The sequence below is a fragment of the Pseudomonas sp. SG20052 genome, assembly GCF_031766055.1.
Lineage (GTDB): Bacteria > Pseudomonadota > Gammaproteobacteria > Pseudomonadales > Pseudomonadaceae > Aquipseudomonas > Aquipseudomonas mandelii.
Genome location: NZ_CP134498.1, coordinates 2,160,952 through 2,184,918 on the forward strand (window position 1 = coordinate 2,160,952; position 23,967 = coordinate 2,184,918).

Sequence of the window (23,967 nt, forward strand, 5' to 3'; positions counted from 1 at the left end):
CAGTCAGCGAAATTTCAGAGCTGACCCGCCCATTCCACCACCGGCATCGTCCGCTTCATCAACACCTTGCCATCGCGCACCGAATACAACGGCAACCCCTGGCTGCGGATCACCTCGTAGTCACTGTCCGCCGACAGAATCAGCAAATTCGCCGGCCGTCCGGCCTCCAGCCCATAACGGTCCCCAAGGTTCATGGCCTTGGCGCTGTTGTCGGTGACCAGGTCCAGCGCACTTTGCAGGTTGCGATACCCCAGCATGTGGCAGATATGCAGCCCCGCTTCCAGCACCCGCAGAATGTTGCCGTTGCCCAGCGGATACCACGGGTCAACGATCGAATCCTGGCCGAAGCACACGTTCATCCCCGCTTCCAGCAACTCATTGACCCGGGTCACGCCGCGGCGTTTCGGAAAGGTGTCGAAGCGCCCTTGCAGGTGAATGCTTTCGGTGGGGCAGGAGACGAAACTGATCCCCGAATGCCCGAGCAGACGGAAGAGTTTGGCGCAGTACGCGTTGTCGTAAGAGCCCATGGCCGTGGTGTGGCTGGCGGTCACCCGCGAACCCATGCCACGGCTGCGGGCTTCTTCGGCCAGCACTTCCAGAAACCGTGAATGCGGGTCGTCGGTTTCGTCGCAATGCACGTCCACCAGGCAGCCGGTGCGCTCGGCGAGGTCCATCAGAAACTTCACTGAGCTGACGCCCTGATCGCGGGTGTATTCGAAATGCGGAATGCCCCCCACCACATCGGCGCCCATACGGATCGCTTCTTCCATCAGCTCCCGGCCGTTGCGGTAGGACTCGATGCCTTCCTGCGGGAACGCGACGATTTGCAGGTCGATCAGGTGCCGGCTTTCCTCGCGCACTTCGAGCATTGCCTTGAGCGCGGTCAGTTGCGGGTCGGTGACGTCGACGTGGGTGCGCACATGCTGGATGCCGTGGGCAGCGAGGGTCTGGATGGTTTTCTTGGCGCGGGCCTTGGTGTCTTCCTCGGTGATGGTGACCTTGCGTTCGCCCCAGCACTCGATGCCCTCGAACAGCGTGCCACTCATGTTCCAGCGTGGCTCGCCAGCGGTGAGGGTGGCGTCGAGGTGAATGTGCGGCTCGACAAAGGGCGGCACCACCAGGTTGCCGCCGGCGTCGAGGTCGTCGGGCCCCAGGGTGTGGGCTTCGGTCTGACGGGCGATGGTGCGGATCAGGCCGTTTTCCAGGTGCAACTCATGCAGGCCTTCTTGGTTGCGCAGGCGGGCGTTGATGATGTGCATCAGGCGAATCCTTTTATAGATCTTGTAAGGGAGCTTCAGCGGCACGGGCACCCAGTACGCTGGTCAATAGCACATACGTTAGCGCGGCAGCGGCAATCCCTACCAGTGGCGCGATCCAGGGCGAGCTGAATGCGGCGACGGTGCCGACGGCATAGGCGGTCAAACCGGGCCAGTTGAACGCCGGCAATCGAGCATCGGCCAGACGAGGATATTGACCACGATAGCGGTAGAAGAAATCCGCCATGATCACGCCGCCTATCGGCGGAATCACCGTGCCCAGCAGAATCAGATACGGCACCAGCATGTCGTACATGCCCAGCAGCGCGAGCAAGGTGCCGATCACCGCGCCGGCCAGGGTCACGGTTTTGCGGCGGCCGGTGCGCAACAGGTTGCAGCCGGCGACGGCGAAGTTGTAGATGGTGTTGTCCTGGGTGCTCCAGATGTTGAGCAGCAACATGGCCATCGCGGCCATGGCGAAACCTTGCAACAGCAGCACTTCGACCACGTCCGGTTGCTGGTAGACGATGGCCCCGTAGGCCCCGATCAACACCATCAGGCCGTTGCCGATAAAGAAGCCGATCAGGCTCGCCAGCACCGCGACCCGGGCGGAACGGGAGAAGCGCGTCCAGTTGGTCGCCTGGGTGGCGCCGCTGACAAAGGTGCCAAAGACCAAAGTGATCGCGGTCGACCAGTCAAGCGTTCCCGTCGGAACCACCGCGAGCAGCCCATCGAGCCCGCCGACCTTCACTGTGGCGACCCACATCGACAGCATCAGCAGCAACATCATGGCGGGCACCGCGATGTACGAGAGGATTTCCAGCCCGCGATAACCGACATACGCCGTGGCGCAAAATGCCAGGCCGAACAGCACCATCAGGCCCAACACCGTGCCCTCGCTCAGTTCGAAATACTTGCCCAGCACCACGGCGGCTGTGGCCGTGCCCCAGGCGTACCAGCCGATCTGGGTGAAGCCGAGGATCAAGTCGCTGAGCTTGCTGCCGACCTCGCCGAAGCAAAAACGCCCCATCAGCACCGAATTGAGGCCGCTCTTGAAGGCGATGTAACCCAGGCTTGCGGCGTAGATGCCCAGCAGCAGATTGCCGACGATAATCACCGCCATCATCTCGCTAAAGCTGAACGCCACGCCGAGCTTGCCGCCGGCGAACATGGTGGCGGTAAAGAAGGTGAATCCCAGCAGCACCATGGCGGTGGAGGCGAGGCCTTTGCGGGCATGCATCGGTACTTCGCTGAGAGGGTAATCGTTGCCCGGATCTTTTTGCGTCATGTGGCGTTCCTTGCTGAATGGGTGACGCGGGAGGGGTTGCAGTGGTCGTGCCAATGGCTGGATATGCAGTTACTTATAGTCGAGGCGGAGAGTTTGGCGCGGGAGGGGCACAAATGCGGTGCACCTGAAGGAATATAGAGCCCATGTGGGAGCGAGCCTGCTCGCGATTGCGGTGTGTCAGGCAATGTAGATGTCGACTGATACACCGCAATCGCGAGCAGGCTCGCTCCCACAGGGATTCGGTTTCTTCAGGAGGGCTGGATTAAGGGCAGGAACCGCAGTAAAGCCGCGACGATGGCCTCGGGCGCATCCTCCTGAACCAGGTGCCCGGCGTTGGGAACCGCATGAAATTGCGACCCGGCGATCATCTGATGCAGTGCCCGTCCACGCTCGATGGGAATCCACTGATCCTCCTCGCCCCACAGAATCTGCACCGGGCAACGCACCGTTGGGTACAACACCTCCGCCTCGCGGGTGTAACGCTCGTCCATCTGCGCAATCTGCCGATAGAACGCCGCTTGCCCGGGATCGCCCAGCCACGGTTGTACATACGGGTCGAGCTCTTCATCGGGGATGTCGCGCTTGATCGCCCCGCGAATATATGCCGGCACAATCGCCTGTTGAATGTAATCGGGCAGTCCGCTGAACGCCGCTTCATGCTGGCGTACATGCTGCACGAACGGCGAACCCCAGGGCGTCAACGCCACCGGATCAATCAATGTCAGGCTGCGGTAATCCTTGCCGTTGAGCAGGTGCGCGCGCAGCGCGGTGGCACCGCCGAAGTCGTGGGCGACCACGTCCGGCCGCGCCAGGCCCCAGTGATCGAGCAAGCTCGCCAACAGGTCGTTCTGCACCCCCAGCGATACGTCGCCGGTGATTTTCTCGGATTGCCCATAACCCAGCAGGTCGAAGTAATGCACCCGGTGGGTGGTGATGAAATGTGGAGCGATGCGGTGCCACACGTAAGACGAAAAGGGCGTGCCGTGCACAAACACCAGCGGCGGGCCGTCGCCGCGCACGGCGTAGCGAACGGAATGCCCGTTGAAGCGATAGGTCTGAGCCAGCGGCCAGTCAGTCCTCATGGGGATGTCCTCTTGGCATGTTCGAGCCAAAAAGCATAGGCATAAAAAAACAGCCAATGAAGGCTGTTTTTTGTATCACTGACGAAACGCATTGCTCCTTGTGGGAGCGCGCCTGCTCGCGATAGCGTCGGCACACATGGCAGCAATGTGACTGACAGGCCGCTATCGCGAGCAGGCTCGCTCCCACAGGGGAATTGAGTTGTCTTTTAGAGCGGGTTACTCGCCGTGATAGATGCAGCCGCTGGTGCACGTCTCGTGGATACGGATCGCGCTGAGTTCCGGCAGCAGGGGCTTGAGTTCCTTCCAGATGAACTTGGCCAGCACTTCGCTGGTCGGGTTTTCCAGGCCGGGAATATCGTTCAGGTAGTTGTGGTCGAGGCGCTCGTACAACGGCTTGAAAATCGCCTTGATTTCCGAGAAGTCGCGGATCCAGCCGGTGTGCGGATCGAGGTCGCCGCTCAAGTGGATCGCCACTTTGAACGAGTGGCCGTGCAAACGGCCGCATTTGTGGCCTTCCGGTACGTGAGGCAGGCGGTGGGCGGATTCGAACGTAAACTCTTTGAAGATTTCCACAGTGATTTCAGCTCTGTCAGGTGGCGATCGCCGCGGCGATGTGGGCAGGCGGCGAGTTTACCAGAGCGCCGGGCAAAACACTGACTAAAGGGTCAGCAAGCGCTCGCCGAGGCGACCATTGGCGGCCAGTTCGAGAAACTCGTCGCCCAGGCGACGGCTCGCGTCCATCGTTGTACGCCAGTATTTCTGCCGGCTCGGGGCATCGCCCATGAAGCGCTTGAAGTCGTTGCGGTCCGGCAACTTGCCGTAGGGCAGGCGCGCCAGGTAGTCCTTCGACGGCGCCAGCAGCAGGACATCCTGCAACCGCGCCGGGCAGGCTCGGCGCCACGGCAGGGTCTTGTCGAACCAGCCGGGGATGACCCGGTCGGTGAAATGCGGATAGAGCACGATGTCGTTGCCGCTGTAGGGCAGGTCGAGGTGATAGTCGAGCAGGCCGCCATCGCGAAACGTCCCCGCGCCTGCGCCCGGCAGGTCGCGCACGCCTTCCATCACCATCGGGATCGAGCCCGACGCAAGCAGCGCCTGACGCAGGTTGCCGGCATTCAGCGCGACGAAGCGTGACGGGAAGTCGTTGAGTGCATTGACTGGCGGCGCCAGGCGCGGGTCGTGGATGATCAGCCGTTCGAAATGCCGCGACAGCCGTGCGCGCCCCCGCAGGTTGTCGGCGATCACCGACGACAGGCCCAGCCCGAGACGGCCGCGATGATCGTCCGCGAGCAAGCCGTGGCTTTTGACCACCATGATGTTCAGGCGGTAGTGGGCGTTGTCCAGAATCGACGCATCGCGACCGTCGAGCAGTTCATCGAGCATGCGCCGGGAGCTCTGGCTGATCTGCGCCATGGTCACGCCCTTGTCGAAGTTCTGCTCGGTGTAGAGGTGACCGAGGCGCCGGATGCCTTCGGCGGCGTCCGGCAGACAGGCGCTGGCGAAGCGCCAGGAGCCCACCGACGCTCCGATCAACGCACGCTCGCGCGGTACGGCCGGCAGCCATTCGCCAAACAACGCCAGGTCCAGACCTTGAATCCCCAACGCTTTCGGCCCCCCGGCGGCCCCCGGCAACGTGCCGACATCGGCGGCGCTCAAACCGTCTTCACGGATGCGTGCCAAGGCCCTCGGGCCGGCCTTGAGGGTCAGGGAAGGGAACTTGATGTGGATGGCGGTCATACCGGTCTCGATGTCGGGCAAGCGGGGGGATTATAAACAGCTCAGGCAACGCCACCAATCCACACTGTGGGCGTGAGCCTGCTCGCGATTGCGGTCTGTCAGGCATTAAAGATGTCGACTGACATGACGCTATCGCGAGCAGGCTCGCGCCCACAGGGTCGGTGTTCGCCCAGGGTTTATGGGTTGCTCCAATGATGGCAATTCAGTTTCAGTTAAGTTCAGCCCGCTAAGGTGCTCCTCGTAGGCAACACATAAAAAATACGGAGACACCCATGAAAACCCTGACTGCCCTGTTCACCGCGTCCATCCTTACCCTGACCGCCAGCCTCGCCCACGCCCGTGATTTAGGCCCCGATGAAGCCCTGCGATTACGCGACGCTGGTACCATTGTGTCTTTCGAGAAGCTCAACGCCACCGCTCTGGCCAAACATCCCGGTGCCAAAATCACCGAAACCGAGCTGGAAGAAGAGTACGGCAAGTACATCTACCAGGTTGAGCTGCGCGACCCACAGGGCATTGAGTGGGATCTGGAATTAGACGCGGTCAGCGGCCAGGTTCTCAAGGATCATCAGGATACGTAATGAAGGTGTGTTCATTTTCACGCATGGCGCTGGTGCTGCTGGCGTTCTGCTCGGTCGTCATGGCCCGCGACCTCGATCAGGACGAAGCCCTGCGCTTGCGCCAGCAAGGCGTGATCCTGCCGCTTGAGCAATTGTTAAAACAGGCGTTGGACCGCTACCCCGGCTCCAAACTGCTGGAAGCCGAGCTTGAAGAAAAACACGACGTCTACATTTACGAAGTCGAGTTGCTGACCACCGAAGGGGTGGTTCGTGAGCTGGACCTCGACGCCACCACTGGCCAGTTACTGAAAGACAAGGAAGATTGATCGATGCGTTTGCTTCTGGTGGAAGACCACGTGCCGCTGGCCGACGAATTGATGGCCGGCCTCAACTGGCAGGGGTATGCCGTGGACTGGCTGGCCGATGGCCGCGACGCGGTGTATCAGGGCAGCAGCGAGCCGTATGACCTGATCATCCTCGACCTGGGCCTGCCGGGTTTGCCGGGGCTTGAGGTGCTGGCGCAATGGCGGGCCGGTGGTCTGGTCACGCCGGTGCTGATCCTCACGGCACGCGGTTCCTGGGCCGAGCGCATCGAAGGCCTCAAGGCCGGTGCCGACGATTACCTGACCAAACCGTTCCACCCCGAAGAGCTGCACCTGCGGGTCCAGGCGTTATTGCGGCGCTCCCACGGTCAGGCCAACCAGCCGACGCTCAAATCGGCGGGGCTGCACCTGGATGAAGGTCGCCAGTGCGTCACGCGTGACGGTGCCGATATCCAGCTGACGGCCTCCGAGTTTCGCCTGCTGCGTTATTTCATGCTGCACCCCGAGCAGATCCTTTCCAAAAGCCACCTCGCCGAACACCTCTACGACGGTGAAACCGAGCGCGATTCCAACGTGCTCGAAGTCCACGTCAACCACCTGCGGCGCAAGCTTGGGAAAAGTGTGATCGAAACCCGTCGCGGCCAGGGTTACCTGTTCGGCGGACAAGCCCAGTGAGGTCGATTCAGCGCCGCTTGAGTCTGGGGCTGATCAGCGTGATGGTGGTCGTCGGCCTGGTGCTGGCGCAAACCAGCCTGTGGTTGTTCGAAAAGGGGTTGCAGCGCTACCTCGAAGACGGTTTGCGCAACGACAGTGAAAACCTGCTGGTGGCGCTGGTGCGCGGGCCGGCGGGGTTGCAACTGGATGAGCGGCACCTGTCGCCGGCCTATCAACGGCCGTTTTCCGGGCACTACTTCCGTATCGATTTCGCCGACAAGCATTGGCGTTCCCGCTCGTTGTGGGATCAGGAACTGCCGCCACTCGACCATCCCGGCCTGCACAGCAACCTGCAACTGGGGCCGGAAGGTCAGCAATTGCTGGTGCTGCGTTCGGACTATCGCCGGCTCGGGCAATCGATTTCGATCAGTGTGGCGCAGGACTACACGCCCGTGCGCGAGAGTTTTCGGCGCATGCAACAAGTCGGCCTGGGCCTCGGGCTGGCGGGGTTGCTGCTGATTCTGCTGCTGCAACGGATCACCGTGCGCCGCGCCTTGCGCCCACTGGAAAAGGCCCGAGAGCAAATCGCCCAGTTGCAGCAGGGCCAGCGCTCGCAACTCGATGACCAGGTGCCGGTGGAGCTGGAGCCGCTGGTGGCGCAGATCAACCATTTGCTGGCCCACACCGAAGACAGCCTTAAACGTTCACGCAATGCCCTGGGCAACCTTGGGCATGCGTTGAAAACGCCGTTGGCGGTGTTGCTGAGCGTAGCTTCCAGCGAGAAGCTCGACGCTTATCCCGAACTGCGCAAACTCCTCAAGGCTCAACTGGAACAGGTCCAGCAGCGGCTCAGTCGCGAACTCAATCGCGCCCGCTTGTCCGGCGATGCGCTGCCGGGTGCGCTGTTTGATTGCGATGGGGAACTGCCGGGGTTGTTGGCGACGTTGAACATGATTCACGGCGAACACCTGAACCTGAGCTACCGCGCACCAACCGGTCTGCAGCTGCCGTGGGATCGCGAGGATTTGCTCGAACTGCTAGGCAATCTCTTGGATAACGCCTGCAAATGGGCGGACGCCGAGGTTCGGTTGAGCGTGGTCGAGACGGCGCAAGGGTTTGAATTAAGCGTGGAAGATGATGGACCGGGGATTCCCGAGGCGCAGCGCGATCAGGTGCTGAACCGGGGGACACGGCTGGATGAACAGACGGATGGGCATGGGTTGGGGCTTGGGATTGTGCGCGACATCGTCGACACGTGGGGCGCGGTGATGCGGTTGGAGGAAAGCGAGTGGGGCGGCCTGAAAGTGCTGATCAAACTCCCCAAACGCTAAGTATCCCTGTAGGAGCGAGCCTGCTCGCGATAGCGGTGTGTCAGTCGACATCTCTGTTGGCTGACACACCGCTATCGCGAGCAGGCTCACTCCCACTTTGATCTTCAGTGGACGCGATAACGGCGTTAAACGCGAAACTGATCCATCAGACTCTGCTGCTGATTTGCCAGGCTATTGAGTGACTGACTCACCCGCGCCGATTCATTCGCCTGTCCCGACAGCGACTCCGTCACATCGCGAATCGTCGCCACGTTGCTGTTGATCTCCTCGGCCACCGCGCTCTGCTCTTCGGCCGCAGACGCAATCTGCAGGTTCATGTCGCTGATCACCGTCACCGCCTCGCCGATCTGGCGCAGCGCTGTCACCGCTTGGCCCACTTGCTCGACGCTGCCTTGCGCCTGGCGATGGCTGTTGTTCATCGAGCCAACCACGTCCTGCGTGCCGCACTGCAATTGCTCGATCACAACGCGGGTTTCTTCAACCGACTCCTGGGTGCGTCGCGCCAGGTTGCGCACTTCATCGGCGACCACCGCAAAACCTCGTCCGGCCTCACCGGCGCGGGCCGCTTCGATCGCGGCGTTGAGGGCCAGCAGATTGGTCTGTTCGGCAATGGCGCGGATCACCTCCAGCACCGAACCGATTTTCTCGCTGTTGGCCGCCAGGCCTTCCACTTGCACCATGGCCGCGCTCATGTCGGCGGCGAGGTTGCCGATGCTGGTGGTGGTCTGGTCGATGACGGTCAGGCCGCGGCGAGTCGCTTGGTCGGCATCCTTCGCGGCCTGGGCGGCTTGCGCGGCACTGCGGGCGACGTCCTGGGCGGTGGCGCTCATTTCGTGGGAGGCGGTGGCGACCTGATCGACCTGACGGTATTGCTGCTCCATGCCGGCGCTGGTCTGCGTGGCAATGGCGGAGGATTGATCCGCGGTGCTGCGGGCGTCCTGCACCGAGCGTTTCACTTCGGCGATGATCGGTTGCAGCTTGTCGAGGAAGCGGTTGAACCAGCCAGCCAACTGGCCCAGTTCGTCCTGCTTGTCGTAAGCCAGGCGTCGGGTCAGGTCGCCTTCGCCGCTGGCGATGTCTTCGAGCATGTGCGCCACGCCGAGGATCGGTCTGGTCACGCTGCGCGCCATCAGCCACACCAGCAGCAAGCCAATCAGCGCGGCCAGTACACCGAGGCCGAGCTCAATCAGGGTGCCGCTGCGGTTGCTGTCATCGAGTTGGTTTTTCAGGGTTTCGGCGGGGCCGACCAGGACTTTTTCCGGCACGTCGAGCAACACGCCCCAGGATTTCCCGCCGGGAATCGGCTGGAACGGCGACAGCACTTTCAGTTGCTGGTTGCTGTGCAGGCTTTCGGTGGTGCTGCTGGCCGCGAGCATGCGAATCAGCTCGGTGCCGTCGGACGTGTCCACGGTGTCCAGGCGCTGGCTGAGTTTGCTGGCGTCCGCGCTGTAACCGGCGAGTAAGCCGACCGGGCTGATGATGCTGACGCGGGTCTGGCCGTCGTAGAGCTTTTTGCTCGCGCCCTGACTCATGGCCTGCAAGCTGTTGAGGTTGATGTCCACCGACAGCGAAGCGATGACTTTGCCGTTGACCATCAGCGGGAACACGATGCTGGTCATCAGCACCTGCTGGCCGTCGATCACATAAAAATACGGTTCGATCACGCACGGTTTGAGCGTGGTGCGCGGGCAGGTGAACCAGGCGTTGGCCGGCTCGCCGCTGGGACCGGCCTTGGTGTCGGTCATGTCGCTTTCCGGCAACGCCATGGAGGTCACTTTGCCAGGCACAGGTTGCGACCAATACAGGGCAAAACGGCCCTTGTCGTTGCTGCCCAGTTCAGCCTGGCCAGCGAACAGATCGTCCTTGCCGTCCAGCGCGTTGGCTTCGAATACCAGGGACAGGCCGAGCAAATCCGGGTTGGCTTGCAGCGCCGACTTGACCTGGCGGGTCAGGTCTTCACGCAGGTCGAAGGCGTCCAGAAAACGCTTTTCCGCCTGGTCGCGCAGGAACAGCACCTGGCGCGAAAAGCCGTGGCCGTATTGATAGGCGTCCATGAACTGCTGACGAATCACCAGCGCCTGGTTTTCCCCCTGGGATTCGATCCGGGCCTGAGCGGCTTCGGTGAGCATCTCCATGCTCGAGGCTTTCACCATCCCGGAGCTGTGCTCCATGCGATACAGCGAAAGACCCACCAGCAGGGTCACGATGCCGGCCAGGCAAAGCCCGGCCAGCAGGGTGATTTTCCATTGGATGGAAAGTTGTCTGAGCGACATGGAGAGACGTCCTTATTCGATATTTATCTGAGACTTTGCACTGTAACGGCCACGATTCACCTTTCTTTATGCCTGCATCCGAATAAGGCTCGCCGCTGATTTTGTGGCGAGAACGCTTACCTGTGGCGAGGGAGCTTGCTCCCGTTGGGTTGCGAAGCGACCCCTGGCATTCCGTCAGCCACTACGCATCGGCAGGTTTTACGCCTGCTGCGCAGTCGAACGGGAGCAAGCTCCCTCGCCACAGGTATTTCGTGGCCCGTTACATACAGGTCGGCCCATGCGCTTTGACACCGGGCCGACTCTGCGGCACAGTGCGCGCCCTCTAATAAAACCCATTCCTTGATCTGCTGGCGGCGCTTCGCAGACTGCCGGCTGAGCTCATTTCGCTTGCCCTGAGGTAACGATGATTAATGCTGTAATTGCCGCGGTCGGCGTCATGCTGGTCCTTAGCCTGTCCCGCGTGCACGTAGTGATCGCGCTGATTGTCGGCGCCCTGGTGGGGGGGCTGACCGGTGGCCTGGGCATCGATGCCACCCTGAAAGCCTTTAATAGCGGCCTCGGCGGCGGGGCGACGGTGGCGTTGTCCTACGCCTTGCTCGGTGCGTTCGCCGTGGCGATTGCCAAATCCGGCCTGGCCCATGCCCTGGCGGACAAGGCCCTGCTGATGGTGGATCGCCAACACGCCAGCGGTGGCGGCCAGGTCAAGTGGCTGCTGATCGGCTTGCTGTGGGTGGTGGCCATCGCTTCGCAGAACATTCTGCCGATACATATCGCCTTTATTCCGCTGCTGGTGCCGCCGCTTTTATATGTGCTGACCAAGTTGCAACTGGATCGCCGCTTGATCGCCTGCGTCATGACCTTCGGCCTGATCACGCCGTACATGTTCCTGCCGGTGGGCTTCGGCAACATCTTTCTGAATGAAATCCTGCTGGCCAACGTTGCGCGCAGTGGCGTCGATATCAGCGGCATCAACGTCACCCATGCCATGGGCATTCCGGCGTTGGGCATGGTTGTCGGCCTCGCAGTGGCGTTTATCAGCTATCGCAAGAAGCGCGTCTACGACCTGGAAAAGATCGAGAAAGTCGAGCAAGTCGAGGTGGAGTACAACCCGCTGAGCCTGATCGTCGCCGGTGTGGCCATCGCGGCGGCGTTCATCATTCAGCTGCTGCTGGACTCGATGATCATTGGTGCGCTGGCGGGTTTCCTGATCTTTTCGGTGTCGGGCATTGTGAAGTGGCGCGACACTGACGACCTGTTCACCGAAGGCATGAAAATGATGGCGATGATCGGTTTCATCATGATCGCCGCCTCGGGTTTCGCCGAAGTGATGAAAGCCACCGGTCAGGTGCAGACGCTGGTGCAAACGTCGGCGTCGTGGATCGGGCACAGCAAAGGCGTCGGCGCGCTGTTGATGTTGCTGGTCGGCCTGCTGGTGACCATGGGCATCGGCTCGTCGTTTTCCACCGTGCCGATCCTGGCGGCGATTTTCGTGCCGTTGTGCGTGCAGTTGGGTTTCAGCCCGATCGCGATCGTGTGCATCGTCGGCACGGCCGGTGCGTTGGGTGACGCCGGTTCGCCGGCCTCGGACTCGACGCTGGGCCCGACCTCCGGTCTGAACATTGATGGCCAGCATCACCACATCTGGGACACCGTGGTCCCGACCTTCCTGCATTACAACCTGCCGCTGCTGGCGTTCGGCTGGGTGGCCGCGATGGTCCTCTGATTTCACTTCCGTAGGAGCCAGCGGTGCGGCGATCCGACTTGCCGCTGGTTCCTACAGTTTTTCGTTGGCGTGCCGTTAAAGCCTTTAACCACGCCAACAAAATCAAAAGAGTGAACCGTCATGCGCATGAGCCTGAAGGCTAAAGTCCTGTCCCTTGCTGTCCTCCCGGTGTTGCTCTTTGCGCTAGTCATCAGCCTGACCACGCTGTTCATTCTGCAGGAGCAGGCCAGCAAGGAAGTCGAGGAAACCCGCCAGCGCCTGCTCAGCGATGCCAAGGCCACCCTGCAAAGTTACGTGGCCGTGGCCATGACCACGATCAAACCGCTTTACGACGCGGCCACCCCTGGCGATGACGCGGCGCGGGCGCAGGTGATCAAGCTGTTGTCGAGCATCACCTACGGCAAGGACGGCTACTTCTTCGGCTACGACTCCAACACCGTGCGCCTGTTCAAGGCCAACAGCCCGGAAGGCGTTGGCCAGAGCTTCAAGGACAACCGCGACCCGAACGGCGTCTACGTCAACCGCGACCTGGTCAAAGTCGCCAAAGACGGCACCCACTACCTGCAATACAGCTCGCCACTGCCCGGCAACACTCAAGTGCTGGTGCCGAAACTGGGCTACACCGAATACCTGCCGAAGTGGGACATGGCGGTCGGTACGTCGGTGAACCTTGATGGTATCGAGGCGCAAGTCGCGCTGGTCCAGGCCAAGGTGCAGGAGCGAATGGAAGGCGTGGTGCTGACCATCGCCGGTATCGCCGTGGTGATGCTGCTGGTGATCGCGGCAGCCGGGATGCTGCTGGCCAATACCATTCTGCGTCCGCTGAACCTGATGAAAGCCAACCTCGATGACATCGCGGCGGGCGAGGGCGACCTGACCCGTCGTCTGACCATCACCAGCCAGGACGAACTCGGTGAACTGGCCGGCTCGTTCAATCGCTTTGTCGACAAGATCCACGGCCTGGTGCGTCAGATCACTGAAATGACGTCGCAACTGACCGGCCTGGTGAATCAGGTCTCCGACCAGGCCCAGCGCTCGGATCAGGCCATGGAGCGTCAGCGTCACGAAACCGATCAGGTCGCCACGGCGATCAACGAAATGTCGGCGGCGGCTCAGGAAGTGGCGAAAAGCGCACAAAACGCGGCGGTAGCGGCCCAACAAACCGACGAAGAAGGCCAGGCCGCCAAGCGTGTGGTGGCCGGCAGCATAGTGAAAATTCATGCGTTGGTGAACGACATCCGCAGCAGTGGCGTGTCCCTCGACAGCCTGCAAAAAGACGTTTCGTCGATTGTCAGCGTGCTGGGGGTGATTCGTTCGATTGCCGAACAGACCAACTTGCTGGCACTGAACGCTGCCATTGAAGCCGCGCGTGCCGGTGAAGCCGGTCGTGGTTTTGCGGTGGTGGCCGACGAAGTGCGGGCGTTGGCCAGCCGCACGCAGATCAGCACCCAGGAAATCCAGGGCATGATCGACCGCTTGCAGGCCGGGACCCAATCGGCGGTGGAAGCGATGCGTCGTTCCAGCGAAGCGGGCGATGGCACCTCGGCCCAGGCCAATGAAGCCGGCGCATCGCTGGACACCATGGCCCAGCTGATCGGCACCATCAATTCGATGAACGCGCAAATCGCAAGCGCGGCTGAAGAGCAGACCGCGGTGGCCGAAGAGATCAACCGCAGCGTGCATCAGATCGCCGTGGCGGTGGACAGCGTCGCCGACGAAACCCAACTCGGTGCCCAGACCTCACGCAGCCTAGCCGACCTCGGCCAGCGCCTGGGCAAACTGGTCGGCCAGTTCCGGATCTGACAAGCGACGCGAGCCTGCTCGCGATAGCGGTCTGTCAGCCAATATTAATGTTGGATGTGCCGGCCCCATCGCGAGCCGGCTCGCTCCCACAGGGTTTGTTTGGTGTCAGGGGCTGTCCCAGTAGGGCACCGTTCCGAAGCACTCCACGAAGAAATCAATCACCGTGCGCACCTTCACCGACAACCGTCGGCTACCTGGCCACAGCACCGCAATCTGCTGCGGTTCGAGGCTGTTGGACACCTGATATTCCCCCAGCACCGGCACCAGCGTGCCATTGCGCACCGCCTCGCCGATCAGCCACGACGGAAACATCACCAACCCCAGGCCTTGTTCGGCGGCTTGCGTGAGCGTGTCGGCGTGGTTGCCGGTGATCGGGCCTTTGACGGAGTAGGGCGTCCAGTCCTGCGCGTCCTTGCGGAAAAACCAGCGTTGCTGCCCGGCCACGCCCTTGTAGGCCAGGCACTGATGCGCCGCCAATTCTTCGGGATGGTGCGGCGTGCCATGGCGTTTGAGGTAGGCCGGGCTGGCGGCCACTTGAAAGCGATGGGGCGCCAGGATCCGCGCCTGCATGCTCGAATCGTGCAGCGGGCCAATGCGAAACAGCAAATCGGCGCCTTCCTGCAACGGGTCGACGTAGCTGTCGGTTTGCTGGATATCCAGTTGCAGTTTCGGATAGCGCTCGCACAACAACCCCAGCCACGGCGTCAGATGCCGTTGCCCGAAGACCACCGGTGCATTGATCCGCACCAGCCCGCTGGGTTCGCTTTGCTGTTCCTGCAAGGCCTGTTCGGCTTCCTCCAGTTGCACCAGCACCAGCCGCGCATGATGACCGAGCATGCGGCCGGCTTCGGTGGGCGTGACGGCGCGCGTGTGACGGTAGAGCAATTGCTGGTTCAAGGCCTGTTCCATCAACTGGATCTGCCGGGAAATCGACGAGGGTGCCAGGCCCTCGCGGCGGGCGACTTCGGAGAAGCTGCCATGGTCGAGCACCGCGACAAACAGCCGAAGTGCCTTGAATCCAAGCTCGTTGAGGCCATGCATGGTCGATCCTGTTGTGCGAGTTGCGCAAAAGTGTTGTCGGGATGCTCCCATTTATCGCAAAGGATCGCCAGCCGATAATGCCTGCCACAACAGCCCCTTGGCAGGAGCGAAGGTTGCTCGCGAAGGCGGCGTGTCAGGCGCCGGAAATGTCGACTGATATGACGCCTTCGCGAGCAAGCTTCGCTCCTACCGGGGCCGTATTCATCTGACGAGCAGGTTTTCCTTATGCCATCTTCTTCAATCGACATCGCTTCAGTGCCAGCGGCCAAACCAGGGCTGCGGCTGTTGCTGCTGCCTCTGGTGATCCTCGCCGGCATGGGCCTTTCCGTAGAGGCCGGTCTGCTCGGACCGCTCGGGGTTCAGGTCGGGCATTTATGGGCGACGTTGAGCATCTTCGGCGTCGGCTCGGCGATTCTGTTTCTGCTGTTGTTGTTCAGCGGCAAGCAACAAGGTCCGGCGTTGAACACCTTGCCGCGCTGGCAGTTGATCGGCGGCTTCCTCGGGCCGATCTACGTGGTGGTGCTGACCCTGGCCACGCCGCACATCGGGATCGCGATGACGATGATCGCGATCCTCTCCGGGCAGGTCGGCAAAAGCGTGTTGATCGACCACTTCGGATGGTTCGGCGCCACCCGCAAAAAGGTCAACGGAGAGCGTTGGCTAGCGTTGCTGCTGATTGTCGCGGCACTTGTTCTGATTGCTCGGGGTTGATGATGAATCTGATTATTTTGTTGGCCGTGGTGGTGGCCGCCGGCGCGGTGTTGAGTATCCAGGCGGCGATCAACGGGCGCCTGGGGGAAACCGTCGGCGTTTTGCGCAGCAGTTTGCTGACCTTCGCAGTGGGCGCGGTGGTCACCGGGTTGCTGATCCTGTTTTTTGAACCGGCCCATGCCGTGAGCCTGCTGGACGTGCCGAAATGGCAACTCAGCGGTGCCTTGTTCGGCGTCGTCTACATGATGGTCATGGTCGGCGCGGTGCCGCGGGTCGGCACGGCGGTGGCAACCGTGGCGGTGATCGTCGGGCAGTTGGGCATGGGGATGTTGATCGATAACTTCGGCTGGCTGGGTAACCCGGCGATCGAGTTGTCGAGCAGTCGGTTGCTGGCGATGGTGTGCCTGGCACTGGCGTTGCTGTTCATGTATCGCAGCAGCACCCGAAGCGAGTAACTGCGCGCCATTTTGTAGCTCCTACACTGATGAGTGAAGTGCGCATTTGCCGCACGCGACGACCACACCCAAGGAGTCAGACTCATGATCGACAGTGAAAGTACCTGCGACTGCCCCAAATGCTCCTGCAAACTGGGCGAGCACCCGATAGCGCGTCACGGCAAACACTATTGCTGTGAAGCGTGCGCCAAGCACCACGAACATGGCGAGGAGTGTGCGAGCAAAGGTTGCAAGTGCGCACACGCCAAATAGCTCATCAACATGAAGTGGAGCCTCTCGGGCTCCACTTTCAATGTCGGATAACTACCCCCTGTAATGCTCAGCCCGCCGGTCGCCACGTCACATTTTCGATGCCGAATTTCTCCGCCAGCGGCTTGCTGGTTTTTTGCACCTTCTCTCGGCCAAAGCGGGGTATTCGTCCAACCCCTGCGTCACAACTGGCCCAGTGCCAAGCCTCCGCGTTGTCCATTTTGTCCAGGCGGATAATGAAAGACTTTGGCGCGCCATGAAGGGTGTATTCAATGACGAAAAGTTTTGCGTTGTTCATAAAGCCCGTATTCCTCCCTGTGGTAATACAAGGATCGTTGGGGTTAAGGAAAATTCATTCGGATTGTCAGACGGCTGCCGCCGGTGGCGACAAGGTGAGTGGCCCGTTACCATGCAAGACCTGAAAACCCCAATGATCATTGCCCATGGCCCTTGCCGCCCCGCCAGACCTGAGTGACACCGATGTGCCCGTGCAACCGCTGGCACGCACTTACTCGCGTGGCTTGTACATCGAGCCCCACGAGCATGAATGGGGCCAATTGCTGTACGCCATGAGCGGGGTCATGTGGGTGGAAACGCCCCAAGAGGCGTTGGTGGTGCCGCCGCAACGGGCGGTATGGCTGCCGCCGGGCGTGCCGCATGGCATCCGCGTGGTCTCGGACCTGCAGATGCGCAACATCTACCTTCGGCCCTCATTGGCGGTCACGTTGGATGACAGTGTTCAGGTGATCGAAGTCGGCGGGCTGCTGCGTGAGCTGATCGTCGGGCTGGTGGAGCAGGGCGATGATGGCGCGCCCGAGTACTACGAGGCGCTGGTCGGCCTGGCGTTGCTGGAGCTTAGACGAGCCAGGCGTTCGCTGTTGAAAATCCCGTTGCCGGATGATTCCGACCGACGCCTGATGAACCTGTGTCAGGCGGTCATGGCCGCGCCCTCGCTGGCCATTCCCTTCGAGCAGCACGCGGAAAATGCCGGTGCCAGCGTGCGCACCCTGGCACGGCTGTTCAAGGAAGGCCTGGGCATGGGCTTCTCCGAATGGCGGCGGCAGGTGCAATTGGCGACCGCGGCAGCGGAGTTGATTCAAGGCGTGCCGGTCAGCACGATTGCCCGCGAACTGGGCTATTCGCCGAGCAGCTTCAGCGACATGTTCCGCCGGGAACTGGGTGTCGCGCCTTCGCAGTTTGCGGGGAGCCAACACCCCGTCCAGCCATGACGCACCCCTGTAGCAGAGCGAAAACCTTGTAGGCGTGAGCCTGCTCGCGATAGCGGTGTATCAGGTAGCACAGATGTCGACTGACACTCCGCTATCGCGAACAGGCTCACGCCTACAGGGCTCCGCCGCTACACAATTGGCAGTGCACCCGCCGCGCTTTGGCCGATATTCAGAAGCACTTGGCCGATGCCCGCCGCCAACGCTCTTTAGACTTCAGGCATACCTTGTTTGCCCACGGAGTCTGCCATGAGCTACCTCATCTCGCTGGTCATTGGTCTGGGCGTCGGCCTGCTCTACGGCGCACTGGATTTTCGTTCGCCCGCCCCACCGGCCATTGCCCTGGTGGGCCTGCTGGGCATGCTCGCCGGCGAAAAGTTGTGGCCCATGGGCCGGCAACTGGTGGCTGGCTGGGTCTCCTGAAACCCCTTTCTTTATGCGATGGACACTCCCATGAAAGCACTGCAATTCGACCAGACCGGCGACCTGTCGGCCTTGCGTTATGTCGATGTCCCGACCCCCGTTCCCGGCGCCGATGAAGTGCTGGTGCAGATCAAGGCGGCCGGCCTCAACCCCAGCGATGTGAAGAATGTGTTGGGACGGTTTCCCTACACCACCTTGCCACGGATTCCCGGTCGGGATTTCGCCGGTGTGGTGGTTGAAGGGCCGCAGACACTGATCGGTCAGGAAGTCTGGGGCACCGGTCGTGAACTGGGTTTTTTTGCCGATGGCTCCCATGCGCAATTCGTCAAACTGCCGGCCAATGGCGTGGCGCTCAAACCCACCCATCTGAGCTTCGCCCAGGCCGCCAGCCTCGGCGTGCCGTACACCACGGCGTGGGATGCGCTGGAACGCAGTCTGGTGACTGCTGCAACGCGGCTGTTGGTGATCGGTGGCGGGGCGGTCGGCAGTGCCGCGCTGGCGTTGGCCAAGGTGCGGGGTGCTCAAGTCCTGGCGGCGGCGCGGCGACCCGAGCAGGTCAAGGATCTGCAGGCGCAGGGGTATCAGACGCTACAACTGGATAAACCGGACGAGCTGGGGGCGCAGGTGCAGGCCGTGTATACCGGCGGCGCCGACGTGATTTTCGACACCACCGGCTTCTGGCTACCGGCCTCGGTCCCGGCGCTCGCGGCGTTCGGCCGCATCGCGATCATCGCGGCTCCGGTCGACGGCATGGTGCAACTGCCGGCGCTGGCGTTGTATCGCAAGGGCGGTTCGGTGGTGGGGATCAATTCGTTGTTGTATGGCGTGCAGGCGTGTGCGGCGATGCTCGATCAGTTCGGCAAGTTCTTTGATCAGGGGTTGTTGCCGTTGCCGGAAGGGTTGTTTGAATCGCCGCTGGCCGAAGGGCTGGAACGGTATGAAGAAGTGAACCAAGGTGCCGGGGACAAGGTGATTTTGTTGCCGTAACGCCGATCAAAATGTGGGAGTGAGCCTGCTCGCGATGACGGAGTGTCAGTCGACATTTGTGTTGCCTGATACACCGTCATCGCGAGCAGGCTCGCTCCCACAGGGTTTTGCATTGTCAGATCAAGCCTCGGGAACACCATTCTCCCACGCCGACCAATTGTTCAAGATCTCAAGCACCAACGGATTCCCCGTCCGGTACAGGTTCTCCAGTGCCGGCACAAACCCGCCCTGATCCGCATACTTGAGCAGGTTGTCCACCTCGCTCTGGCCCGGGGCCGGTCGATCAAAGTCGGAGCCCGCGCGCACCACCGCCAGGCGTTGCACGTCCACCAGGCCCTCCCGACTGGCCCGCAGCAGCGCTTCGTAGGTGGAGTTATCTTCCTGTTGCGTCGTGCAGTACTCGCCTTTGTCGTCGGTCAACAGCTTGGTCCAGACCTCGGCACGTTCACTCAAGCGCGTCCCGGAAAACCAGGTGTTGCCGGCCAGCGTGTCGCACTTCGTCACCGCCGGTGGCTGATTGGCCGGGGCCGACGGGTATTTCAGGCGCCATGCCGCCGATTCCTTGCTCTCGCTCAGCTTGACGTTGTGCGTCAGGGCGAATGCCTTGGCCTGCAACTTCGGATTGAGCTCGAACACTTCGGTCTTGTAGTCCAGCGGCGGTTTTTGGTTCGGGCCTTGGGTGTTGATGCCGATGTATCCGGTCGGCCAGTCTTTCGGAGCGTCTCGCGAATCCAGTTCCCACTGGGTGCCGAACTCCACCAGGTAATGGGCCCACGCGGTGGTGCCAATGGTCCCGTGTTTCGGGCTGATGCCGGCAATGCCGGCGATCAGGAAGTAGCTTTTACGCAGGTCGAATTTCGGCGACAGGGCCAGGGCCAGTGTCGAAGCTGCGGCGTTGGTCTGGCCCATGCCGGTGACCATCAGGCACACCTGCTGCGTGTTGCAGCGAATGGTCGGGTACTCGGCGGACAGGCCCGGCACTCGAACTTCCTGCTTGAGCTCCAGACGATCGATCCAGTTTTGCGCCTCGGGGGCGAACATGGTGATCAGCATCACTTTCGGCTGGATCGGTGCTTCGCTTGCCCAGGCAGTGGAAGAGAGCAGGGCGGCACAGGCCAGGGACATACGCGTCATTGCATTCATAAAACCTCCAGGTTCAATCAAGCCTCAGAACTGATAACCGATGCCGGCGTAGTAACCCCAGCCGTTGGAGCGAGCGCGGAAGTCGCCGTCGCCGAAATTCAACTCGCTGCCATCCTCCCAGTTGCCGCCGTTGTGGAAGTAACGGCCGACCAGGGTGAAGCGCAAGTGTGTGAACGAGTACAGCAAGACGTTGGTGGCGACGGTGGCGTTGGCGGTGCGGGCCGGGTTGTCCTTGTGCAGGTCGGAGCCGAAATCGAAGTTGGTGAAGCCGATGTACGTGAGTGACGCGCCGTTGCTGAAGCTGCTGATCGGCACGATGTATTTGAGCTGGGCACGGTAGCCGTCCCACGAATACTCGTTGCTGGCGCCGTAGTTTTCCCACTGATAACGCCCGTAGAAGTTCGCCGACAAGTTGACTCGCGAGTGGGTGTCGATGTCGGTGCCCAGGCCGCTGTAAAGCGTATTGGCGCGGTTGGCGCTGTTGCTGCCGTGGTCGTAGATCCAGTCGAACGCCACGTACCATTCTTTGAACGGCCCGATGGCCAGGCTGCGGCCGGCAAGGTGGTCGATGGAAATGCGCGGTTCGTGCTCCATGAACACCGGCGAACCGTGGTCCCACACGCCTTTGTCATGACTGTTGCCGATGTCGAAGATCTTCGGGATGTCGATGTAGCCGTACAACTCGAACGGCCCTTTGCGCCCGAAGTACTCGTACTCCAGGTAAATATCGTCGGCCGGTTGCGGGCCGAAACTGATGTCTTTGCTGCCGATGACGGTCAGGTCCTGATTGAACCAGTCCGACAGGTAAACGCCTTTTTTCGGCGGGCTGGCTTCGGGACTCAGGGTTTCGCCCTGGGCGGATTCTTCGGCGGGCGCGGATTGCGCCAAAACGGTGCTGCTGAGTAGTCCTGTAACGCTGGCCAGCAGCAAGGAAACAGCAAGAGTGCGCGAGCAAGTCACGCGGCTGGACGTGCGGTGCATTAAAAGTCCCTTTTCGTGCGGATCAAAAGCCCGATTCTTCGGGCTTGCGCGGTTATGTCGCGAAAACGTCTATATCAGCGACTCGCAAACGTTTGCATAACAGATGCCAATTATTTCAATTCCATGAAAAATCGACGAAATAAGGTTTTTTATTGTCGGGTTGGTCAGTTACGCGAACTGACACTTCTGTAGCTGCTACAAGGCAGGTGGTGTTGCGCCTTGGATTGACCGCCAATGGTAGACTCGCCCCCATTGTCTTCACGAGGTATTCCCATGAGCGAGCCGATTCGTCTGACCCAATACAGCCACGGCGCCGGCTGTGGCTGCAAAATTTCGCCGCAAGTGCTTGAGGTGATTCTGGCCGGCAGCGGCGCGCAGAACCTCGACCCCAGGCTTTGGGTCGGCAATGCCTCGCGCGATGACGCGGCGGTGTACGCGATCGACGAAGAACGCGGCGTGGTCTCGACCACCGACTTCTTTATGCCGATCGTCGACGACCCGTTCGATTTCGGCCGCATTGCCGCCACCAACGCCATCAGCGATATCTACGCCATGGGCGGTGATCCGCTGATGGCGATTGCGATCCTTGGCTGGCCGGTGAATGTATTGGCGCCGGAGATTGCCCGGGAAGTGATTCGCGGTGGACGTTCGGTGTGTGACGAGGCGGGCATTCCGTTGGCCGGTGGGCATTCCATCGACGCCCCGGAGCCGATCTTCGGCTTGGCGGTGACCGGGCTGGTTGAAAAGCGCCACATGAAGCGCAACGACACCGCCACCGCCGGTTGCCTGCTTTACCTCACCAAACCGCTGGGCATCGGCATCCTCACCACCGCCGAGAAGAAGGGCAAGCTGCGCACGGCCGACATTGGCCTGGCTCGCGACTGGATGTGCACCCTGAACAAACCCGGCAGCCGTTTCGGCAAGCTCGACGGCGTGACGGCGATGACCGACGTCACCGGTTTCGGCTTGTTGGGGCATCTGGTGGAAATGGCCGACGGCAGCAACGTCACCGCACGCATCGAATACAACCGTGTGCCGCGTCTGCCGGGTGTCGAGTATTACCTCGACCAGGGCTGCGTGCCGGGCGGCACCCTGCGTAATTTCGACAGTTACGCGAGCAAGGTCGGGCGCGTGCAGGAACTGCATAAACGGGTGCTGTGCGATCCGCAGACCAGCGGCGGCCTGCTGGTGGCGGTCACGCCCGAAGGCAACGAGCAATTCCTCAAAGTGGCCAGCGAATTGGGCCTGGCCCTTGAGCCAATCGGTGAGCTGGTCGAGCGACAGACCCACGCGGTCGAGGTGTTTTGATGTCAATCGACTTCACCGACTACCGCGACATCTTTCTCAACGACCGGCCGATGCTGGATGCCCGCGCGCCGATCGAATTCCACAAGGGCGCGTTCCCCGGGGTGGTCAATCTGCCGCTGATGAACGACCACGAGCGGCAGCGGATCGGCACCTGCTACAAGCAACACGGCCAGCAAGCGGCGATCACCCTGGGGCATCAACTGGTGTCCGGCGAGATCAAGGCCGAACGCATCCAGGCCTGGGCCGATTTTGCCCGGGCGCACCCCGAGGGCTATTTGTATTGTTTTCGCGGCGGCTTGCGTTCGCAGATCGTCCAGCAGTGGCTCAAGGACGAGGCCGGCATCGACTATCCGCGCGTCGGTGGCGGCTACAAGGCCATGCGCAGCTTCTTGCTGGACACGGTCGATCAGGCCGTTGCCCAGTGCGATTTCGTATTGCTGGGCGGCATGACCGGCACCGGCAAGACCGAGGTGCTCACGCAGTTACGCAACGGCCTGGACCTCGAAGGCCACGCCAATCATCGCGGTTCCAGCTTCGGCAAGCGCGCCACCGTCCAACCGTCCAATATCGACTTTGAAAACCGCCTGGCGGTAGACGTGCTGAAGAAGCGCGCTCACGGCATCGAGCAGTTTGTGCTGGAAGACGAAAGCCGGGCGATCGGCAGCTGCGCGTTGCCCTTGCCGCTGTTTCAGGGCATGCAGCAGTACCCGATGGTCTGGCTGGAGGACAGCCAGGAAGGGCGGGTCGAACGGATCTTGCGCGATTACGTCGTGGACTTGTGTGCCGAGTTCATCAGCGTGCATGGCGATGAAGGCTTTGCGCTGTTTTCCGAGCGTCTGCTGGAAAGCTTGAACAATGTGCAGAAGCGCCTGGGCGGTGAACGGCACCGGCGGATGTTGATCTTGATGGAAGACGCGTTGGCGGAGCAGGCGAAAAGCGGGGCGGTGGATTTGCACCGAGGCTGGATCGAAGGGTTGCTGCGTGAGTATTACGATCCGATGTATGCCTTTCAGCGGGAGAAGAAGGGCGCGCGGATTGAGTTTGCCGGGGAGCGGGAAGCGGTTCTCGAATACTTGCTAGAGCGCATCAATCAGCGAGGGTGAGGTTGTTTTTGCCGGCCCCATCGCGAGCAGGCTCGCTCCCACACTGGATTTGTGTCGCACCGGAAATCCAATGAGGGAGATCAACCGACAGTGATGGGTTGGTTTTCTGGCCCCATCGCGAGCAGGCTCGCTCCCACACTGGATTTGTGTCGCGCCGGAGATCCAATGTGGGAGATCAACCGACAGTGATGTGTTGGTTTTTCTGGCCCCATCGCGAGCAGGCTCGCTCCCACACTGGATTTGTGTCGCGCCGGAGATCCAATGAGGGAGATCAACCGACAGTGATGGGTTGGTTTTCTGGCCCCATCGC

The 23,967-nt window shown here is 61.4% G+C and carries 23 protein-coding genes and 3 pseudogenes; 15 read left to right on the top strand and 11 right to left on the bottom strand.

Annotated elements, in window-relative coordinates; genetic code table 11:
- Nucleotides 1–14 precede the first annotated feature (14 nt).
- From codA to RHP74_RS09760, 5 genes are all read right to left on the bottom strand, one after another.
- The gene (gene codA, locus RHP74_RS09740; protein ID WP_311099126.1) at nt 15–1,259 is read right to left on the bottom strand and encodes a cytosine deaminase; all 1,245 of its coding nucleotides are present in this window, start codon (nt 1,257–1,259) and stop codon (nt 15–17) included.
- Between the two features lie 13 nt (nt 1,260–1,272).
- Complete coding sequence (codB, locus tag RHP74_RS09745; protein ID WP_145308970.1) at nt 1,273–2,544, bottom strand: cytosine permease; 1,272 nt, start codon at nt 2,542–2,544, stop codon at nt 1,273–1,275.
- Between the two features lie 248 nt (nt 2,545–2,792).
- On the bottom strand, nt 2,793–3,626 hold the full coding sequence (locus RHP74_RS09750) for an alpha/beta fold hydrolase (protein ID WP_010458544.1): 834 nt from the start codon (nt 3,624–3,626) through the stop codon (nt 2,793–2,795).
- Between the two features lie 216 nt (nt 3,627–3,842).
- The gene (gene queD, locus RHP74_RS09755; protein WP_008152165.1) at nt 3,843–4,199 is read right to left on the bottom strand and encodes a 6-carboxytetrahydropterin synthase QueD; all 357 of its coding nucleotides are present in this window, start codon (nt 4,197–4,199) and stop codon (nt 3,843–3,845) included.
- An 84-nt stretch (nt 4,200–4,283) separates the two neighbouring features.
- A complete protein-coding gene (locus tag RHP74_RS09760) occupies nt 4,284–5,363 on the bottom strand; it encodes a patatin-like phospholipase family protein (RefSeq protein WP_311099133.1) in 1,080 nt (359 codons plus the stop codon).
- Between the two features lie 272 nt (nt 5,364–5,635).
- On the opposite strand from RHP74_RS09760, the gene RHP74_RS09765 reads away from it, so the two are divergent.
- From RHP74_RS09765 to RHP74_RS09780, 4 genes are read left to right on the top strand one after another with little or no spacing between them, the layout of a single operon-like run.
- Nucleotides 5,636–5,944, top strand: coding sequence for a PepSY domain-containing protein (locus tag RHP74_RS09765; protein WP_010458554.1), 309 nt, complete (start codon nt 5,636–5,638; stop codon nt 5,942–5,944).
- Nucleotides 5,944–6,249: a PepSY domain-containing protein gene (locus RHP74_RS09770; RefSeq protein ID WP_010458557.1), complete on the top strand. Its 306-nt coding sequence runs from the start codon at nt 5,944–5,946 to the stop codon at nt 6,247–6,249. The genes RHP74_RS09765 and RHP74_RS09770 overlap by 1 nt, the downstream gene beginning before the upstream one ends.
- 3 nt (nt 6,250–6,252) lie before the next feature.
- A complete protein-coding gene (locus RHP74_RS09775; RefSeq protein ID WP_311099136.1) occupies nt 6,253–6,921 on the top strand; it encodes a response regulator transcription factor in 669 nt (222 codons plus the stop codon).
- Nucleotides 6,918–8,231, top strand: a complete 1,314-nt coding sequence (locus RHP74_RS09780; RefSeq protein ID WP_083377230.1) for a sensor histidine kinase — start codon at nt 6,918–6,920, stop codon at nt 8,229–8,231. The genes RHP74_RS09775 and RHP74_RS09780 overlap by 4 nt, the downstream gene beginning before the upstream one ends.
- A gap of 125 nt (nt 8,232–8,356) precedes the next feature.
- Here the strand turns inward: RHP74_RS09780 and RHP74_RS31365 are convergent, their stop codons facing one another.
- Nucleotides 8,357–9,112 (bottom strand): methyl-accepting chemotaxis protein, encoded by a 756-nt coding sequence (locus RHP74_RS31365; RefSeq protein ID WP_370654464.1) that lies wholly within the window; start codon nt 9,110–9,112, stop codon nt 8,357–8,359.
- A 150-nt stretch (nt 9,113–9,262) separates the two neighbouring features.
- Nucleotides 9,263–10,504 (bottom strand): annotated as a pseudogene (locus RHP74_RS31370) (chemotaxis protein); the annotation flags it as partial.
- Nucleotides 10,505–10,910: 406 nt separating this feature from the next.
- Between RHP74_RS31370 and RHP74_RS09790 the strand changes: the two are divergent.
- From RHP74_RS09790 to RHP74_RS31380, 3 genes and pseudogenes are all read left to right on the top strand, one after another.
- Nucleotides 10,911–12,227 carry a Na+/H+ antiporter NhaC family protein gene (locus tag RHP74_RS09790; protein WP_311100449.1) on the top strand — a complete coding sequence of 439 codons (1,317 nt, stop codon included), beginning with the start codon at nt 10,911–10,913 and terminating at the stop codon, nt 12,225–12,227.
- Nucleotides 12,228–12,353: 126 nt separating this feature from the next.
- Nucleotides 12,354–13,124 (top strand): annotated as a pseudogene (locus RHP74_RS31375) (cache domain-containing protein); the annotation flags it as partial.
- 315 nt (nt 13,125–13,439) lie between these two features.
- Nucleotides 13,440–14,030 (top strand): annotated as a pseudogene (locus RHP74_RS31380) (methyl-accepting chemotaxis protein); the annotation flags it as partial.
- 105 nt (nt 14,031–14,135) lie between these two features.
- Here the strand turns inward: RHP74_RS31380 and RHP74_RS09800 are convergent.
- Nucleotides 14,136–15,071 carry a LysR family transcriptional regulator gene (locus tag RHP74_RS09800; protein WP_311099142.1) on the bottom strand — a complete coding sequence of 312 codons (936 nt, stop codon included), beginning with the start codon at nt 15,069–15,071 and terminating at the stop codon, nt 14,136–14,138.
- Between the two features lie 225 nt (nt 15,072–15,296).
- On the opposite strand from RHP74_RS09800, the gene RHP74_RS09805 reads away from it, so the two are divergent.
- The 3 genes from RHP74_RS09805 (at nt 15,297) to RHP74_RS09815 (ending at nt 16,489) form a co-directional block, all read left to right on the top strand.
- Complete coding sequence (locus RHP74_RS09805; protein ID WP_077748863.1) at nt 15,297–15,782, top strand: DMT family transporter; 486 nt, start codon at nt 15,297–15,299, stop codon at nt 15,780–15,782.
- Entirely contained in the window at nt 15,782–16,237 is a 456-nt protein-coding gene (locus RHP74_RS09810) for a DMT family transporter (RefSeq protein WP_010458574.1), read from the top strand. The genes RHP74_RS09805 and RHP74_RS09810 overlap by 1 nt, the downstream gene beginning before the upstream one ends.
- Before the next feature lie 84 nt (nt 16,238–16,321).
- Entirely contained in the window at nt 16,322–16,489 is a 168-nt protein-coding gene (locus RHP74_RS09815; protein ID WP_010458576.1) for a metallothionein, read from the top strand.
- A gap of 67 nt (nt 16,490–16,556) precedes the next feature.
- On the opposite strand, the gene RHP74_RS09820 is transcribed toward RHP74_RS09815, so the two are convergent.
- Nucleotides 16,557–16,784 (bottom strand): DUF6555 family protein, encoded by a 228-nt coding sequence (locus RHP74_RS09820; protein ID WP_010458578.1) that lies wholly within the window; start codon nt 16,782–16,784, stop codon nt 16,557–16,559.
- 145 nt (nt 16,785–16,929) lie between these two features.
- On the opposite strand from RHP74_RS09820, the gene RHP74_RS09825 reads away from it, so the two are divergent.
- The 3 genes from RHP74_RS09825 (at nt 16,930) to RHP74_RS09835 (ending at nt 19,122) form a co-directional block, all read left to right on the top strand.
- Entirely contained in the window at nt 16,930–17,715 is a 786-nt protein-coding gene (locus RHP74_RS09825) for a helix-turn-helix transcriptional regulator (RefSeq protein WP_311099147.1), read from the top strand.
- A gap of 246 nt (nt 17,716–17,961) precedes the next feature.
- On the top strand, nt 17,962–18,135 hold the full coding sequence (locus RHP74_RS09830; RefSeq protein WP_010458583.1) for a DUF1427 family protein: 174 nt from the start codon (nt 17,962–17,964) through the stop codon (nt 18,133–18,135).
- Between the two features lie 30 nt (nt 18,136–18,165).
- Nucleotides 18,166–19,122, top strand: coding sequence for a zinc-binding alcohol dehydrogenase family protein (locus RHP74_RS09835; protein ID WP_311099148.1), 957 nt, complete (start codon nt 18,166–18,168; stop codon nt 19,120–19,122).
- A gap of 120 nt (nt 19,123–19,242) precedes the next feature.
- On the opposite strand, the gene RHP74_RS09840 is transcribed toward RHP74_RS09835, so the two are convergent.
- Nucleotides 19,243–20,265 carry a purine nucleoside permease gene (locus RHP74_RS09840; RefSeq protein ID WP_311099150.1) on the bottom strand — a complete coding sequence of 341 codons (1,023 nt, stop codon included), beginning with the start codon at nt 20,263–20,265 and terminating at the stop codon, nt 19,243–19,245.
- Nucleotides 20,266–20,289: 24 nt separating this feature from the next.
- Nucleotides 20,290–21,246, bottom strand: a complete 957-nt coding sequence (locus RHP74_RS09845) for a nucleoside-specific channel-forming protein Tsx (protein ID WP_042932198.1) — start codon at nt 21,244–21,246, stop codon at nt 20,290–20,292.
- A gap of 273 nt (nt 21,247–21,519) precedes the next feature.
- Here RHP74_RS09845 and selD point away from each other — a divergent pair, with 273 nt between their 5' ends.
- The gene (gene selD / locus RHP74_RS09850) at nt 21,520–22,554 is read left to right on the top strand and encodes a selenide, water dikinase SelD (RefSeq protein WP_010458591.1); all 1,035 of its coding nucleotides are present in this window, start codon (nt 21,520–21,522) and stop codon (nt 22,552–22,554) included.
- Nucleotides 22,554–23,657, top strand: a complete 1,104-nt coding sequence (gene mnmH / locus RHP74_RS09855) for a tRNA 2-selenouridine(34) synthase MnmH (RefSeq protein ID WP_311099155.1) — start codon at nt 22,554–22,556, stop codon at nt 23,655–23,657. Before selD ends, mnmH begins: the two co-directional genes overlap by 1 nt.
- The last annotated feature ends 310 nt before the right edge of the window (nt 23,658–23,967 follow it).